Annotated in this window: 13 protein-coding genes, 1 tRNA gene and 1 pseudogene; 4 read left to right on the plus strand and 11 right to left on the minus strand. The window is 65.2% G+C overall.

All coding sequences use genetic code 11. The features are described 5' to 3' along the window. Positions 1 to 17: 17 nt before the first annotated feature. From F3087_RS43915 to F3087_RS43945, 7 genes and pseudogenes are all read right to left on the minus strand, one after another. Positions 18 to 365: a hypothetical protein gene (locus tag F3087_RS43915; RefSeq protein ID WP_150408139.1), complete on the minus strand. Its 348-nt coding sequence runs from the start codon at positions 363 to 365 to the stop codon at positions 18 to 20. Positions 366 to 499: 134 nt separating this feature from the next. Beyond that, a pseudogene (locus F3087_RS43920) lies at positions 500 to 751 on the minus strand (IS30 family transposase); the annotation flags it as partial. Between the two features lie 460 nt (positions 752 to 1,211). Further along, positions 1,212 to 1,628, minus strand: coding sequence for a hypothetical protein (locus F3087_RS43925; protein WP_150408140.1), 417 nt, complete (start codon positions 1,626 to 1,628; stop codon positions 1,212 to 1,214). Between the two features lie 521 nt (positions 1,629 to 2,149). Then, entirely contained in the window at positions 2,150 to 2,545 is a 396-nt protein-coding gene (locus F3087_RS43930) for a hypothetical protein (protein ID WP_150408141.1), read from the minus strand. Next, positions 2,538 to 4,685 carry a hypothetical protein gene (locus F3087_RS47025; protein WP_223885809.1) on the minus strand — a complete coding sequence of 716 codons (2,148 nt, stop codon included), beginning with the start codon at positions 4,683 to 4,685 and terminating at the stop codon, positions 2,538 to 2,540. The genes F3087_RS43930 and F3087_RS47025 overlap by 8 nt, the downstream gene beginning before the upstream one ends. Then, the gene (locus F3087_RS43940; RefSeq protein WP_150408142.1) at positions 4,682 to 6,370 is read right to left on the minus strand and encodes a hypothetical protein; all 1,689 of its coding nucleotides are present in this window, start codon (positions 6,368 to 6,370) and stop codon (positions 4,682 to 4,684) included. The genes F3087_RS47025 and F3087_RS43940 overlap by 4 nt, the downstream gene beginning before the upstream one ends. Before the next feature lie 146 nt (positions 6,371 to 6,516). Continuing rightward, positions 6,517 to 8,019, minus strand: coding sequence for a hypothetical protein (locus F3087_RS43945; protein ID WP_150408143.1), 1,503 nt, complete (start codon positions 8,017 to 8,019; stop codon positions 6,517 to 6,519). Positions 8,020 to 8,306: 287 nt separating this feature from the next. On the opposite strand from F3087_RS43945, the gene F3087_RS46360 reads away from it, so the two are divergent. Continuing rightward, entirely contained in the window at positions 8,307 to 8,468 is a 162-nt protein-coding gene (locus F3087_RS46360) for a hypothetical protein (RefSeq protein ID WP_191094447.1), read from the plus strand. Beyond that, complete coding sequence (locus F3087_RS43950; protein ID WP_150408144.1) at positions 8,468 to 8,803, plus strand: transposase; 336 nt, start codon at positions 8,468 to 8,470, stop codon at positions 8,801 to 8,803. The genes F3087_RS46360 and F3087_RS43950 overlap by 1 nt, the downstream gene beginning before the upstream one ends. A 606-nt stretch (positions 8,804 to 9,409) precedes the next feature. Here F3087_RS43950 and F3087_RS43960 read toward each other — a convergent pair. The 4 genes from F3087_RS43960 to F3087_RS43975 all read right to left on the minus strand — a co-directional run bounded on the left by F3087_RS43960 (position 9,410) and on the right by F3087_RS43975 (position 11,147). After that, positions 9,410 to 9,481, minus strand: a tRNA-Val gene (locus F3087_RS43960). 19 nt (positions 9,482 to 9,500) lie between these two features. Continuing rightward, complete coding sequence (locus F3087_RS43965; RefSeq protein WP_150408146.1) at positions 9,501 to 9,965, minus strand: peroxiredoxin; 465 nt, start codon at positions 9,963 to 9,965, stop codon at positions 9,501 to 9,503. 75 nt (positions 9,966 to 10,040) lie between these two features. After that, positions 10,041 to 10,463, minus strand: coding sequence for a DUF3052 domain-containing protein (locus F3087_RS43970; protein ID WP_150408147.1), 423 nt, complete (start codon positions 10,461 to 10,463; stop codon positions 10,041 to 10,043). Between the two features lie 126 nt (positions 10,464 to 10,589). Continuing rightward, the gene (locus tag F3087_RS43975) at positions 10,590 to 11,147 is read right to left on the minus strand and encodes a hypothetical protein (RefSeq protein ID WP_150408148.1); all 558 of its coding nucleotides are present in this window, start codon (positions 11,145 to 11,147) and stop codon (positions 10,590 to 10,592) included. A gap of 235 nt (positions 11,148 to 11,382) precedes the next feature. Between F3087_RS43975 and aceE the strand changes: the two genes are divergently transcribed. Together aceE and F3087_RS43985 are read left to right on the plus strand one after the other, a co-directional pair. Further along, positions 11,383 to 14,289 carry a pyruvate dehydrogenase (acetyl-transferring), homodimeric type gene (aceE, locus tag F3087_RS43980; protein ID WP_375909681.1) on the plus strand — a complete coding sequence of 969 codons (2,907 nt, stop codon included), beginning with the start codon at positions 11,383 to 11,385 and terminating at the stop codon, positions 14,287 to 14,289. Between the two features lie 11 nt (positions 14,290 to 14,300). Further along, the gene (locus F3087_RS43985) at positions 14,301 to 15,635 is read left to right on the plus strand and encodes a PucR family transcriptional regulator (protein ID WP_223885810.1); all 1,335 of its coding nucleotides are present in this window, start codon (positions 14,301 to 14,303) and stop codon (positions 15,633 to 15,635) included. Positions 15,636 to 15,701 lie beyond the last annotated feature (66 nt).

The raw sequence follows: 15,701 nt of genomic DNA on the forward strand, positions 1-15,701 counted from the left end.
CGTTGGTTCTCCCTACGTCAAAGCTTGGGCGGTGCTAGGCGGTCAGTCGGACCGAGTGTGTCCAGTCGTACGTCGAAGACGAACGGCACATCGTCGGGGCCACCGGATAACCACCAAGTGCTGACGGTGGCTATCCCGTCGTCGATGTCCTCGATGGTGCACTGGACTGTGGTGGGACATGGATAGGCGGATGTAGGAAGCAGTTCCGCGCCGAACGAGGCGGTCTTACCTACCAGCTGGTGCGGCCGACCATACGCATCTACCAACTCGACCAGGACGATGCCCGGTTGCGGATCGTCGCTGAGCCAATAGACAGCGGTGGCGGGCAGTTCACAGCCATCACCTTTTCCCAACATCACTTTCACGGCAACAGCTTATCGATCCGACGGTCCGTTAGAGGGCCGGCGAGTGCTTGGTAGTAATCGGCAATATCGGATATCCTGTGCGGCAGTCGATCTCGCCGCGCAGAACGCCCGCCCAGCGGTGCGGGCTCAGGCGGTCAACGCAACACCTCTTCGAGTGCTTCTGATGGTGTCCTGAAGTCGAGGGTTTGTCGAGGGCGCCCGTTGAGTTCGTCGGCGATCGCATCGAAGTCGGCTTGACTGTATGTGCGCAGGTCGAGATGTCGGGGAAGGTATTGGCGTAGAAGCCCGTTCGTGTTTTCGTTGCTGCCGCGCTGCCAGGGACTTTTCGGGTCGCAGAAGTAGACCGGGACACCGGTGGCGACGGTGAAGGCGGCGTGTTCGCGGAGAAGTCCAACTCGAACTCGTCGCTGGTGTACAGGTCAAGGATGAAGCAGATCGCGCCGCGCGGTGCACCGAGATCCTCGAAGTCGTCGCTGGCGATCACCACACGATCGAATTGTCTGAACACGATGTCCCCTCACACTGGCGGCGACAAGATCGAGCCGGAGTCTACGAACGGCGTTGTGCGGCAGATACTCTGACGCGCTCATCGGCAATATCTTGCGTTCGCCAACGCGCGCCCAGGGTGCCATTACCGGATGTTCGGACAACCGTCCAATCAGACGTCGGTAGCTTGACTGTTCATGCGGGTCGGTCCAGACCTGTTGAACACCAACTATTTCCGACAGGGCGCGAGCCTCGGGTCGGACCGAGCCGAAACATTTCGGCTCGGTCCACATGCTCGCCGATGTCGCGCTCGGCGACAATTTCGTAACGCCAAGTCAGGGCTTCACCAAGCGGCAAACATTACTCTTTGTAGAACGTAGCAGTGCTGGCGTAGCTCGATTCAACGACGCCACCGAATGCCGTAACGGTAGAATCTCCTGCATAGCAGCTCACTGAACGCACCTTGATGACAACCTCGACATCGGGGTTATCATAGTCTGCCTTTCTCATATGCTTAATCGTAACGCCGGATTCATCCATCGTGAACGTCCCCCTATAGTCATAGCGGCCTTTATCGGCCACCACGCCCCCGCTGCCATCAAAGGTCAGCGTATAGACGTTCTGAGATGCACGAAAGGTGCCTTTATAGTCCGACTTATCAGCGCCGCATCCAGATGCAGCTGACGCCGGAGGAGCGAGAGAAGTCAGCAGCACGATACCGGTCAGCGCTGTCAGAGCTGCGCAGACGCGTGCCGACACATGAACTTGAACAGTCATCGAATATCCCTTCTGCTCCCGATGGCACGCCATCCAGCTCAACGTTTCGAGAACATGTTGCAAACTTGCAGTGCTGCGGAGTGAGCAGTGCGGCAGTGATTCGATACAGCTGACGAGTTGGACTTGTGGGGGGCTTGAATGAAATACGACGTGAACCTTGGTTAGAACTGCAACGCGTCATGTCGGCCGATGTCCGTCGAGATACGCCGGACCGAGCCGACGACCGATGCGCGTATCGACTGCGGCCAGGTCTGCCCGAGGCGCCGGGATTGGGGTACGTCGGCGGGTAGTGCAGGTCGGGCATCAGACATGCGCATCGCTGCTGTCGCACGACCAATCCTCGATCAGCTCCGTCAGCGATCGTGTCGGATCAGGCGTGCGAATTCACCGGAAGACATCGTGTAATCGGCATTACCGCGCGTTTGTCAGACACGCCCTAGCCGCCGGACACTCGCTCGGACAGCATCAGATTTCACCGATGCAAGCAGGTCTCGGCAACAGCTAGCCCGGGTGGGGTTGCGTCATCGTTTCGGCAGTTCGCGGATGATATCGAGTCCGTGGCGGATCCGCGGGCCGGCCAGTTCGGTGCGTAGTTCGTGGATCACCTGAGCGTAGACAGCGATTTGTGCGCGCAGTCGTGCGTTGTCTTCTCGCAGTGCCTGATTGGCGTGCTCGGCAGCCTCGGCACGGCGGGTAGATCGATGCAATGGTGAGGCGGGTTCGGTGCCGGCACGGATACGAGTGCGGAACTCTTCGGCGAGATCGGTGTGTTTGTGAGTGAGCAGCCAGCGTTTGACTCCGGCCTCGGCGGCAAGTTGCAGCACGTTGAGCGCACCGGTGGAACGATAGGCGGTCCCATCGATCAGCCGCTGCATCGCCGCGCGAATCGCGGTCCGTTCCATCTCGCGGTCACACATCCCGGCCTCCGGTGTGGCCGTGGTGTTCGGCGAGGATCCGCAGCAGTCGATGCAGTTCGGCGCGTTGGCGGGCGGCCCGCACCGGTGGCGCGAGGGGGTCTTCGACGATCTCGCGCAGCCGGGCGGCTTGGGCGCGCACGAGCGCGATGTCGCGGTCGGTGCGTGCGATGTTCACGCAGTTGGGGCGGCAATCCGACAGGTCCGGGGTGATGCGATCGCCGACGTCGTCTTGGGCCAACCGGCATGCTGCTCGGCGGGGATCGAGCACGCAGGTCATGGCGTGGCCGGGATATATCTGCAGGGCGGGATTGGCCAGCAAGATGCGGGCATCGCGCGTTGTGCGCAGGACTTGCCCGGCGAAGCGCGGCGCGGATTGAACATGGAGCCGGTAGCGTTGCGCGGCCGGACCGCTGACATGCTCGCCGCCCTGTAAGTGCTCGTGGGCATCGGCCAGAGTATCCAGGCGAGTGAGCCATTCCTCGAAGGCCAGCTCATCGGGGAACCCGGAGGCGTAGGTTCCGGCGTAGCCGAGGGTCATCTGGATCTTGAGGTGCCCGTATTGGATGGCGGCGGCGACCAGCCCGCGGGGTTTGCGGGCGATGAACCACGCCAAGGTGCGGCGCAGCCGACGGGCTGTGATGTCGGGATGCTCCGGATCCGGCGGTATGGCGTCGGTGCGGCCATGCTCAGCGCAGTAGTGATTGATCCAGTCGATCAGCGCGGCGATGTCGCTATTGATGTGGGTGGAGGTGCGTGCCTTACCGTCGCGGTACCGATGGCCGGCGTCGGAGGTTTTCTGCGGGCGTGGATCGAGCCGGTTGGGGAACAGCAGTTGTTCGCGGTGCAGCTTCTCCAGCACGGTGATCGCGGTCGCGACAGGTTCGGCGACGACCCAGGGGTCCGGGCGTGGCCGCCCCTGGGGGAGGTGTTCGCCAGCGCTGTCGTGCACGCTTTTCCATTCGCGGCCGCGTACCAGGACCAGCCCGGTGGCGGGGTCGCGGTGCAGACAGCCACGTTCGAGGGACAAGATCTCTCCCGATCGCATGCCCGACAGGTAGCCGATCACTACGAAACACGCGGCGATCAGATGGCGGGCCAACGGTCGTGCTTCGGATTCCTCGATCGGCCGCTCGCGCCAGAGCCGCCCATCGATCGTCGCGGTCGGCGCGACCAGCAGTGCTGAGCCTTCCTCGATCGGAAGGCCGCTGGTGCGCAACATTTGCTGGCTGGCGGGGCGGCACAGCGTATCGGGCCTGGTGCCGAGCAGCCGCGCGAGATAATTGAGGTTGCACACCAGTTCGCCGGCAGGCGTGCGTAATCCGGGCAAACCGATGCCCAGGCGTGCGTGCGCGCGAATGAGCGTGTGCAGGTCGGCTGCGACCTCGCCGGGGCGGCGCCGATAGCGTGCCCGGCCCGCGGCCGCGCCCCGGCCGCGGGCTTGCAGGCGCTGATACTCGTGCAGTCCCGCGGTGATGTCGGTGGCCAGATCCTCGACAAGATGCAGCGCCCACCGCAGCAGGGCGTTCATCGTCTCCGCAGGGATACGAGGGGTGGTCAGTTCGCCGTCACGGGAACCGTCGAGCAGGTGGTGTGGACGGTCACCGTCCCAGGGCGGGGCGGCCGGGAGCCGGTCACTCTCGTCGAGCAAGCCGCGATAGGCCCAGATCTTGATCACCGCGGCGAGCAGATCCTCCCGCAAGCCATGGGTGGTCTCGGCGGCTTTCACCTCGACCAAATAGTCGTCCAGGTCAACGGCGCTCACCTGCCCGAATCGAGTGTGCCCGCGCAGCGCGAGCCAGTCGGTGAACGCGCGCAGAGACCGGAACCCGGTGGACACGGTCTGGATCGCCGGTCGACGTGCGCGCAGTAGGCCCACCACCGCGTCGTCGCCGTCGTGGTTGATCATCAACCAGCACAACAGCTTCAGCACCTCACGAAACGCCTCCGGCGCCGAGGCGAAGTTGATCGAGACCGCCTCCGCGTGCGGGTGCAGCAGCGCGGGGGTCAGATTCCACCGGTTCTCACCGAAAACTGACAGCGCGGCAATATCGGTGCCGGGGTGCAATGGCCGATTGGCCAGCACCACCGTGCCCGGATTCGGCCGAAACCCGGCGCCGCCTCCGGGTGCGGGTGCGCTCATCGCCGATCCAGCGCTCGTGACAGCAGCTGCTCCACCAGCTCCTGGTGGCCAGCGTCGATGCGGGCGCGCGCGTCATCGAGCACCGCTGCCGGGAAACGATGCATGATCTCGCTTAGCTGAGCGAGCGGTCCGGCGAAGCGTTGAGCCCACCGCAGCGGGGTCATCGCGGCGGCGTGCTCGCGCAGCCGGTCGTGGGTTGCCACGATCACCGGCAGGTGCGCCGGTGTGGCGCGGGCGCACGGACACGACAAACACAGCAGAAACGACGCGGTGCACGCCTGCCCCGCCGGAGCGTGCGGTCCGTGGGTGTTGTCCAGGCATCCGCCCAGCACCGTGTCCAACGCGCCATCGATCAGCTGGTTCAGTTCCGGGGTGGTCACGCCGATTTCGGCGGCGACCGTGTCGGGTTCGGTGCGTGCGCGAGTGATCTGCTCGGCGTTCACGGTGCCCATCAGCGGTTCCCGCCGCGCCGCGTCGACCTGTTCTGCCAGGGTCGTGGCCACGACCTGCTGGTACTCGGCCAGGTTGCCGCGGTCGCGCGCGAGATAGTCGTTGGCCAGGGTCGTCTCGGTGTGGGCCACCGGAGTCTGGTGCAGCTGCAACCATGTCGTGCGTAGCCGTCGTGTGTCCACCAGTAGTGGGCCGGGTTCGCCGGTGACAGGATCGACTCTGTCGCTGCGTAATTCGATCGAGCGTGACCATTCACCGATGGCTTGGCCGCGCAAGCCGGGCAGGAACTGCATGCCCCGCTTGGGAGTGAAGTAGGCGAACAACTGATCGGTTCCGGCGCGCTCGCGCACGGGCCCACACATCTGCTCCAGCAATCGATAGACCGCGAACGCCGAAGACAGATCGACCTGTTCGCCCCGATCACCGCGGGTATCACTCAACGCCACACTCATCGACGCCAGGGTGCGGCCGCGGCGAGGTTTCACGGCCTCGACGATCGCGGTGCGCGTGGAGCCGGCATCACCGTCGGGGCGGTGGTGGCTGACCGGCAGGCTCACCACGGTCGACAGATTGTGCCCGGTCAAGCAGATCAACAGCGTCGCCGCGGCGGCCAGATCACGGTGGGTCGGATACAACTGCGCGAACAACACCGCTGTCCCGCCGTGCTGGGTGGACTTGTTGTGCGTCGTGCCGTTCGTGTAGTGCGGGACCTCGTCGTGGCGGTCGATGTGATCGAGCAACCATCCCTGCTCCCACCGCCGGCGATCGGCGCCCCGCTCGATCTGCCCGGCGCGCCATGCCGCCATCAGCGTGCGCCCGGCACGGATACGCCGCACACACGCACGGACGTCGGCTTTCGCCGCCCCCGTGATTCGCGCGAACTCCGCGGGGGTGTAGCTGGGCAGCTTGCGGCTGTGCTCTCGCCCGGTCGAGTTGCGTTGCATACGGATCGCGAAGTCCTCGGGAACATCGCGAGCACAGCGCATCACCGCGCGCATCGCGCAGATCAACCCTGCCCGCGACGGCCTCGGCTGCGCCAGCAGGAAACCGTCCCAATGGACACCGCGCAGATGCCCTGGAACCGTCGGGATGGCCTCCAGCATGCTCAAATAGGCGGTGAACGACCGAATCGCCCGCCACAGAGTTCGCGCCGAGGCCACCGTCCGGTAGCCGCCGCTGGGCCCGGTCGCCCCCTCCAGCGCCTCGGCCAGCCAACCGCGCATCGCATCCGACACCGCAAGCTCCGCCAGGTCGAACTCGGCACCGCGGCCACCCCGCTCGGGAAAGTACCGGACAAGGAAAGGCTTCTCGCCCAGGGGATCTCGACGCGGCGGGGTGCTGTAGCCGGTGTGAGGTAATGCCGCGCGCCGACCGTGACCACTCACGGCCGACTCGCCAATGGGTCGGTGCACACCCGCGGATGCTCCTGCAACATCGTCGCCAGCAGCCCATCCATCGCCGCGCCGTGAGCGTGCTCGATCAGCAAGGCGATATCCAGTTCGCGAAACGGCTCTAGATAGATGTTCATGGTCGTAGCGACACTGCGATGACCCAGCAGCGTCATCACGAAGTACCAGGTGTCACCGAACTGAGCGCGGAAATCGCGCAGCTCGGCCGTAGCCAAATGCGCGAAGCGCCGCTCATAGACCAGCCGGCCCACCGAAAACCAGCGCAACGCGAACGAATGCCGCAGCATGTGCGCAGTCGCGGCCAACCCGGACAACCCACAGTGCGCGACACGAGTGTTCGCGGCCGTGAAGCTGTGCTGCCAGCCATGCACCGCACGGGGCAGACCGTCCTCGTTCAACCACAACGCCGCAGGCACCAAACCGCCTGCACCGTCGAGGAACAACCGACGCCGCGCCCGCGGATCCAAACCATCCAGCGGCACCGACGACACCCGGCCCGCCTCATCCCGCAGCTCCAACCGCCGCCCACCCGATAAACCCGTTACGATCCGGCGCGGGGCCACTCGCTCGTAAAGTCCGCGTGCCTGCGCACGACGTATAGCGGCGGCTCGCTCACCCTCGACGTAGGCCAGCACATCGGCCAGCACATGGCCAGGCATCCAATACCGGCGACCGCGACCGCCCTTCGCACACGCAGCCGCCAGCCTGCCCGTGAAGAACCCCCGCGCTGGCTCATCGGCCGGCAACTCGCTCACCAGCACACTCGCCCACTCCCGCAGCCGCAAACCCGTCCCGTACAGACCGTCAGTAAAAGCACAGTCGCGCTGAGGATTTCGTCCACGCCACAACGCAACTTCACGCCCGGCGGTATCCAAGCCGCGCAAACCGATATCGCGCCACCGCCGATACCCACCCGGATCGAGCCACTTCACATCCCGGTCCCGCACGACCTTTGGCGTGGCCTGATACCCCTGTACCACTCCATCACGCCCGCCACGGCGGATCGCGGTCTTGACCACCGGATTGACCACACCGTATCGGCGCTCGGCCCACTCGTAGAACGCGCTGATCGCCACCAACCCGGACCGAACCGAGCCTCCGGCAACCCTTCGCGGGTTGGCCTCATCGCTCATCCGCCAGAACTTGAACGAGTCGATCTCCTCAACACCAGCCTTGTCCCAGCCGCAGTCGATCGCATCCAGGAACCCCAACCACGTCACCAACTCAGTCGCGTACTTACGCCGGGTCTCCTCCGCCGCGCTGCGCATCCGAGCAGAGGCGAAGAATCCGTTGACCGCCACGGCGTAGCGGCCATCGGAATGCAACAACACCGGCTGCCCTGGCCTGGTCCCGTGCCGCCGCGCCCACTCAGCCAACGACGGTAGCCCCGCCAACACCGGATCATCATCGAAAACCACTGCCGTACAAGCCGGATCGCACCAGAACACCTGCCAACGAGGAATCTGCACGGCCACAGACCGTAGCCGCGAACCGACCGACCCCAGCCCCAAATCGCAGCAACAACAATCAACTGGCTAGAGACCCGCGGGTTTGATGCGCATCGACACGGCATCCCTGCGGAACGGGCCCTGGGGTGTGATCGCGGTGCTCAGGTCGATCAGAACCGGCGCCGGCGGGTCGACGACACGGCGGAGCGACGCGGAGAACTCCTCACTCCAGTATTCGAACATACTTGCTATATTTGCACATACTGATTGGTTGCCCGGGAGAGGCTGCGGACGTGGTGAACATTGGTGATCGAGTGTTGCTAGTCGCTGGTGGGATTTCGGTGTTCCAGGTCGTCGAGGTCGACGAGGATCATGCGCTCGTCGAGCCGATCCGGACGGACGCACCGGGCGGCTATTCGTTTCCCGCGCGGGTGGCCGATCTGGTTCCGGTCGATACTGGTTCGGGCGGTAGCTGATGGCGCGGTTCGGTCTGGAAGCTCACACCGTGTACCCGGGTCACGGCGTGCTGGTCACGCGGCTGGGTTCCGATGACGTCGAGGAGCTCGTCGAGACCGCCCGGATCTGGGCGCTGCGCGCCACCGACTACACCAAGATCTGGCTCTACGACCGCTCCGCCGAGATGCTTGCCATTGAAGGCGCCGGGAGCGCGCTCGTCGAGACCGTCGACCGGTGGGCGAACGCCCGCCCGCCCCTGTGCCCGGAATGCGGGGAGCTTCTGCACGCGGCCGCTCTGGCGGGTGAAGCCGCGTGGTACTGCCACAGCTGCAACTTCCGTGCCCATGCCGCGTAGGCGAGACGGTCAGGATTCGCCTGGCTGCCTGCGGCCGGCGCGATTGGTCAGAGTTCGTCGGGTTCAGTGCGTCTCGGTGCCGCGTTCGAGCGGCGCATAGGCATGGACCTCTAGGCCCCAAACCTGCCCATCTGCAATGTATTCGGCTAGTGCCGTCTGAACCGCCAATTGCCGTTGCACCGCCGTCATCCCCGCAAACACTTGCCCAACCGCGACTACGGTGAACTGGTAGCCGGATCCCGTGACCCACACATTTCTCAGGGATAGTCGTGCTTGCAGCTCGGACTCGATCTCACTCGGTCGCACCACAGCCCGCCCCCTCCCGCTTCGTCCGAGTCGTTGATGGCGTGGTGTCGGCGGAACCGTGTGATCAACTCGTCGAGCTCCACCGCGTACTGGCAGCTTGGCGATTGGCAGAAGGCTCCAGCTGGGATCCGGCACGAGTCCAAGCGGTTCTCTCAAGTGACGGTGACGCGACCAGCTAACGGGGAACAGCTGTCGCTGTCGCGGGCTACTCAGTGCGAGTGCCCCATGCCTGCCCCACAGTGCGAAGTTGCAGGGCAGTCCTTGCCCCACGCATAGGGGCGTTAGCTGGACATTCATCTGTGGGCGCAGAGGGGTTCGAACCCCCGACCGCTGGTGTGTAAAACCAGAGCTCTACCGCTGAGCTATACGCCCTCGATCGTTGCCGACCGGGTTATGAATCTAGCGCGGTGAGCGCTTTCTCCCAAGCCGCCTGGTCACGGGGCTCTCCGGGGCCGTTCATCTCCGAGAATCGGATGTAGCCGTCGCGGTCTACGACGAAGGTGCCGCGGTTGGGGTAGCCGGATTTCTCGTTGAAGACTTGGTAGGCCTGGGCGACGGCGCCGTGCGGCCAGAAGTCGGAGAGCAACGGGAAGACGTAGCCCTGTTCGGCCGCCCAGATCTTGTGGGTCGGGGGAGGGCCGACGGAGATGGCGAGGATCTCCGCGTTGTCGTTCTGGAACTTGGGCAGTTCATCCCGAACCTTGCACAGCTCGCCTTGGCAGATGCCGGTGAAGGCGAGGGGGTAGAAGACGATCAGGACGTTCTTCTTGCCGTGGTAGTCCGACAGGCTGACATCCTGGTTGTTCTGATCCTTGAGCGTGAAATCCGGCGCGACAGTGCCAACTTCGAGCGGCATCGCAAATCCTCCATCGTGTCGGGTTTCCGCCGGGCGGCGCGATCACCGCCCGGCGACACCATAGCGAAAGGTGGGTCAGCGCTGCTTCGAGGGCGCCTTCGGTTGCACCAGGCGGCTACCCGCCCAGCTACCCAGAGCGATCGCCGAGGTCTGAGTCAGACCGGCGGTCGGTGCGGATTCTGCGATTTCGCTCGGTTCTACATGTCCTGGATGTCCGGTTTTGGGCGTGAGTACCCAGACGAAGCCTTCGTCGGCGAGTGGACCGATCGCATCCATCAGTGCGTCGACCAGATCACCGTCCCCGTCACGCCACCAGAGCAGCACGACGTCGACTACTTCATCGGAATCCTCATCGACAAGATCGCTGCCGATGGACTCCTCGACGTCGGCTCTCAAGTCGTCGTCGACGTCCTCGTCCCAGCCCAATTCCTGGACAACCAAGCCGTGTGTAATGCCAAGCTTCTGAGCGTAGTTCTGCGCGTCCGCCGCGGCGACCACGGTGGTGTCCTCCTCAACTCCCGACAATAGGTAGTTGCAAGCGAACATGGTTATTGCCGCCAGCGCAAGCCGATCCGCAGAAAATGGCCCGGAATGTCGCGTGCCAATGTTGTGTCATGGACCGTTTCAGCGCTTCGGGCAGGCGTCGCGGACGGCGTTGCGCGCGTCGTTGACCCGCCTACTTGCGTCGTTGAGCGGCCCGACAGGTGCGGTGTAGGTCATCTTGCGGGTCTCGGCGGAGAGCGCGCGGGCCGCTGTGACGTAATCGGTGAATTTTGCCGCGAGTTCCGGCGGCAGCGCGTCCTTGCCGGTGTTGACTCCGGTCTCCACCTTGTTCGCGGCGTCATCGAGGGTTGACGCGGCGAGCTCGCGCTTGGCGGCGTAGTCGCCGGCGTTGGCGTCGTGCGCGTCGATGAACTCGTTGTACTTGGAGACCCCGACACCGGTGGTGGTCGGGAACTGCGCGCAGTTGTCGGTGATCGCCCGGTCCTGCGCCGCAGCGCGTTTGGACGAGGTGGCCGCGGCCGACGAGGCTGCCGCCTCGGTCTTGTAGGCCGCCAGATCAGCGGTATTGGGGTTGGCCGTGCCCTCGACCCGGTTCGCGCAGCCGGCCACGACCAAGCCGACGACGACCGCTCCGGTCGCGCACACCAATCCGAACCCGCGCGGGTCCAGCGTCTTCATCGTCCTCCCGTATGACGTGCGCCTCGCTGGCGCTGGAAAACTATCGCGGCCTCGGCTCATGTTGCCCAGCGCACGGTACTGGATTTCCTGCTGACATGATGACCTGGGGCACACCATCGGCAAGGATGGAGGGTGCGCCCCGACCTTACGTAAACGAGTGGTACGCAAACCCACGCGCCATCACTCGGGGATACCGACGCTATCCGCATGTCCACCCCCTGTACGAGGAGCAGATTTGACCGACCTGATCCACTCTTCCGCTCCAGCGCAACCCGCTGGATCCGATCCCGCCGCCGCGGCCGGCCGCGATCCGAACGGATCGCAAGTCCAGCCGACCGAGCGTGTTCGGGTTATCCGCGAAGGGGTGGCGTCCTACCTACCGGACATCGACCCGGAGGAAACCAGCGAATGGCTCGAGTCGTTCGATGAAATGCTCGACCGTGAGGGCCCCGGCCGAGCGCGTTACCTCATGCTCCGTCTGCTGGAGCGGGCCGGTGAACGCCGTGTCGCCATCCCCGCGTTGACGTCGACCGACTACGTCAACACCATTCCCACCGAGAACGAGCCGTGGTTCCCCGGCGACGAAGAGGTGGAGCGGCGCTTCCGTGCCTGGATCCGCTGGAACGCCGCGATCATGGTGCATCGCGCCCAGCGCCCCGGCATCGGTGTCGGCGGCCATATTTCGACCTACGCCTCCTCGGCAGCGCTGTACGAGGTCGGCTTCAACCATTTCTTCCGCGGCAAGGATCACTCCGGCGGCGGCGATTCGATCTTCATCCAGGGGCACGCCTCGCCGGGCATCTACGCGCGCGCGTTCCTCGAGGGCAGGCTCGGCACCGACCGGCTCGACGGCTTCCGGCAGGAATACAGCCACGGCGGTCCGGGGCACGGCGTGCCGTCGTACCCGCACCCGCGGTTGATGTCGGACTTCTGGGAATTCCCCACGGTGTCCATGGGTCTCGGCCCGATGAACGCCATCTACCAGGCGCGGTTCAACCACTACCTGCACGACCGCGGCATCAAGGACACCTCCGATCAGCACGTGTGGGCGTTCCTGGGCGACGGCGAGATGGACGAGCCGGAGTCGCGCGGTCTCGCACACGTGGCGGCGCTGGAGGGCCTGGACAACCTGACCTTCGTGGTCAACTGCAACCTGCAGCGGCTCGACGGCCCGGTGCGCGGCAACGGCAAGATCATCCAGGAGCTGGAGTCGTTCTTCCGCGGCGCCGGCTGGAACGTCATCAAGGTGATCTGGGGCCGCGAGTGGGACGCGCTGCTCGGCGCGGATCGCGATGGCGCACTGGTGAATCTGATGAACACCACGGCCGACGGCGACTACCAGACTTACAAGGCCAACGACGGCGCCTACGTGCGCGACCACTTCTTCGGTCGTGACCCACGGACCAAGGCGCTCGTGCAGGACCTGTCCGATCAGGACATCTGGAACCTCAAGCGCGGCGGCCACGACTACCGCAAGGTGTACGCCGCCTACGCGGCCGCGATGGCGCACAAGGGTCAGCCGACGGTGATCCTGGCCAAGACGATCAAGGGCTACACCCTCGGCAAGCACTTCGAGGGCCGCAACGCCACGCACCAGATGAAGAAGCTGACCCTGCAGGATCTGAAGGACTTCCGTGACCTGCAACGGATTCCGATCACCGACGCCGAGTTGGAGAAGGATCCGTACCTGCCCCCGTACTACCACCCGGGCATGGAGTCGCGCGAGATCCAGTACATGCTCGATCGGCGCAAGTCGCTCGGCGGGTACCTGCCCGAACGACGCACCACAGCTAAGCCGCTGCAACTTCCGGGCGACGAGGCGTACAAGTCGGTGCGCAAGGGCTCGGGCAAGCAGGCCGTCGCCACCACCATGGCGCTGGTGCGGCTGATGAAGGAGCTGCTGCGGGACAAGGAGATCGGCAAGCGGATCGTCCCGATCATCCCGGACGAGGCCCGTACCTTCGGTATGGACTCGTGGTTCCCTTCGTTGAAGATCTACAACCGCAACGGCCAGTTGTACACATCGGTCGACGCCGAGTTGATGCTTGCCTACAAAGAGAGCTCGGTCGGGCAGATCCTGCACGAGGGCATCAACGAGGCCGGTTCGACGGCGTCGTTCACCGCGGTGGGTACCTCGTACTCCACGCACGGCGAGCCGATGATCCCGCTCTACATCTTCTACTCGATGTTCGGTTTCCAGCGCACCGGCGACGGTCTGTGGGCCGCGGCGGATCAGCTCGCGCGCGGATTCGTGCTCGGAGCAACCGCCGGGCGAACCACCCTCACCGGTGAGGGCCTGCAGCACAACGACGGCCATTCGCTGCTGCTCGCGTCCACCAATCCGGCTGTGGTCACCTATGATCCGGCGTTCTCCTTCGAGATCGCGCACATCATTCGCGACGGCCTGCGCCGGATGTACGGCGGCGGCACCCCGGAACCGGGTCCGTACGCGGTGCCCGGCACCGACACCCGCAAGGCGGACGGCGGCTTCGGCGGCGAGGACATCTTCTACTACATCACCCTCTACAACGAGCCGTACCAGCAGCCGGCCGAGCCGGAGGGCGTCGACATCGCCGGCCTGCTCAAGGGCATCTACCTGTACAAGCCCGGTGGCGAAGGCGAGGTGCGGGCACAGATCCTGGTCTCCGGCGTCACCGTGCCGGACGGCTTGCGCGCGCAGGCGCTGCTCGCCGAGGAGTGGGGCGTGCAGGCCGATGTCTGGTCGGTGACCTCGTGGGGTGAACTCCGCAAGGAGGCCCTGCAGCGCGAGATCGCCGCACTGCGTTACCCGGACGAGGATCACGGCACGCCGTATGTCACCGAGGCGCTCTCCGGCGCCGAGGGTCCGTTCGTCGCCGCGACCGACTGGATGCGTGCGGTTCCGGACCAGGTGCGCAAGTGGGTTCCTGGCGACTTCATCACACTCGGCACGGACGGCTTCGGCTTCTCCGACACCAGGGCCGCGGCCCGCCGGGTGTTCAATGTGGACGCGCAATCGATCGTGGTAGCGGCGCTGTCGGGTCTCGCGAAGGCGGGAAAGATCGACAATGCCAAGGTGATCGAGGCCGCGAGCAAGTACCGCATCGATGACGTCGACGCCGCGCCGAAGAACGCCTCGAGTTCCGACGGGGACGGCGAGTAGCGGACGATTGGATGGTGGACCGTAAACCGCCGCGGCCGCGACGGATCTCCGAGGGCTCTTCCGAGCACGAGGTGTATCTGCCGACGGGCGCGCTCTCCCCGAACCGGCAAACCCGCGACCCACTACCGGACACGCTGCTCAAACGCGTGAAGCAGTTCTCGGGCCGCCTCTCTACCGAGGCGGTCGGGTCGATGCAGGATCGGTTGCCGTTCTTCGCCGATCTGGACGCCGCGCAGCGCGCCGGTGTCCAGATGCTGGTGCAGACCGCGGTGGTGAACTTCCTGGAATGGCTACAGGACCCGGACAGCGACATCCGGTTCAGCCTCGACGCGTTCCAGGTGATCCCGCAGGATCTGGCGCGGCGGCTGACGCTGCGCCAGACCGTGGACATGGTCCGGGTGGCCATGGAGTTCTTCGAACAGTGGCTGCCCGCGCTGGCGCGCAACGACCGGCAGCTGGTCGCGCTCACCGAGGCGGTGTTGCGGTACGGGCGTGAGCTCGGCTTCGCCGCCGCCTCGGTGTACGCCAGCGCCGCGGAATCGCGGGGCGCGTGGGACACCCGGCTGGAGGCGCTGGTCGTCGACGCCGTGGTGCGTGGTGACACCGGGCCGGACATGTTGTCCCGGGCCGCCACGTTGAACTGGGATGCCACCGCACCGGCCACGGTGCTGGTCGGCACCCCGCCTGGCGAGCAAGGTGTGTCGTCGGTGGGCGCGGTGCACGCGATCGCGGCCAGGCACGGCCGTGCCGCGTTGGCTGTAGTACAGGGCACCCGCTTGGTCATGGTCGTGAGTGGCCATCTCGGCGACTCCTCTTATATATCGCCGTTTCTGGCCGACCTGCTCGCCGACGTCTTCTCCGACGGCCCGGTGGTGATCGGCCCGACCACCCGCACGCTGGGCGCCGCGCACGCCAGCGCGGTCGAAGCGCTGGCCGGCATGGAGGCCGTGGTGGGCTGGCGCGGCGCGCCACGCCCGGTGCATGCGACCGAATTGCTGCCGGAACGCGCTTTGCTCGGCGATCGAGCTGCGATCGACGCGTTGAACGAGTATCTTGTCCTTCCGTTGGCCTCGGCGGGATCGTCACTGGCGGACACGCTCGAGGCCTATCTGGATTGCGGTGGAGCCGTCGAGACGTGCGCGCGTCAGTTGTACGTCCATCCAAATACGGTTCGCTACCGCCTCAAACGGATTGCCGAAATCACGGGACGTGATCCGATGAATCCGCGGGACGCGTACGTGCTCAGAATCGCCGCCACCGTGGGTCGTTTGACACGAACCCGTAACGAAACGTCAACACCAACCCCAGAGGCCACTCATTTCACAGTGGGCGAAGAGGGCCTGTAACGGAATTCGTGGGACGTTCGATCCGATCGACCCACATGGCGTTTTGTGGGACTCCCACAAAACGTG

It is taken from the genome of Nocardia colli, assembly GCF_008704205.1.
GTDB classification, from domain to species: domain Bacteria; phylum Actinomycetota; class Actinomycetes; order Mycobacteriales; family Mycobacteriaceae; genus Nocardia; species Nocardia colli.

Excerpts from the sequence above, each read along its gene's own strand:
- F3087_RS43925 (WP_150408140.1), bottom strand. The coding sequence starts at position 1,628 with ATGACTGTTCAAGTTCATGTGTCGGCACGCGTCTGCGCAGCTCTGACA.
- F3087_RS43930 (WP_150408141.1), bottom strand. The coding sequence starts at position 2,545 with ATGTGTGACCGCGAGATGGAACGGACCGCGATTCGCGCGGCGATGCAG.
- F3087_RS47025 (WP_223885809.1), bottom strand. The coding sequence starts at position 4,685 with ATGAGCGCACCCGCACCCGGAGGCGGCGCCGGGTTTCGGCCGAATCCG.
- F3087_RS43950 (WP_150408144.1), top strand. The coding sequence starts at position 8,468 with ATGGCGCGGTTCGGTCTGGAAGCTCACACCGTGTACCCGGGTCACGGC.
- F3087_RS43965 (WP_150408146.1), bottom strand. The coding sequence starts at position 9,965 with ATGCCGCTCGAAGTTGGCACTGTCGCGCCGGATTTCACGCTCAAGGAT.
- F3087_RS43975 (WP_150408148.1), bottom strand. The coding sequence starts at position 11,147 with ATGAAGACGCTGGACCCGCGCGGGTTCGGATTGGTGTGCGCGACCGGA.
- F3087_RS43985 (WP_223885810.1), top strand. The coding sequence starts at position 14,301 with ATGGTGGACCGTAAACCGCCGCGGCCGCGACGGATCTCCGAGGGCTCT.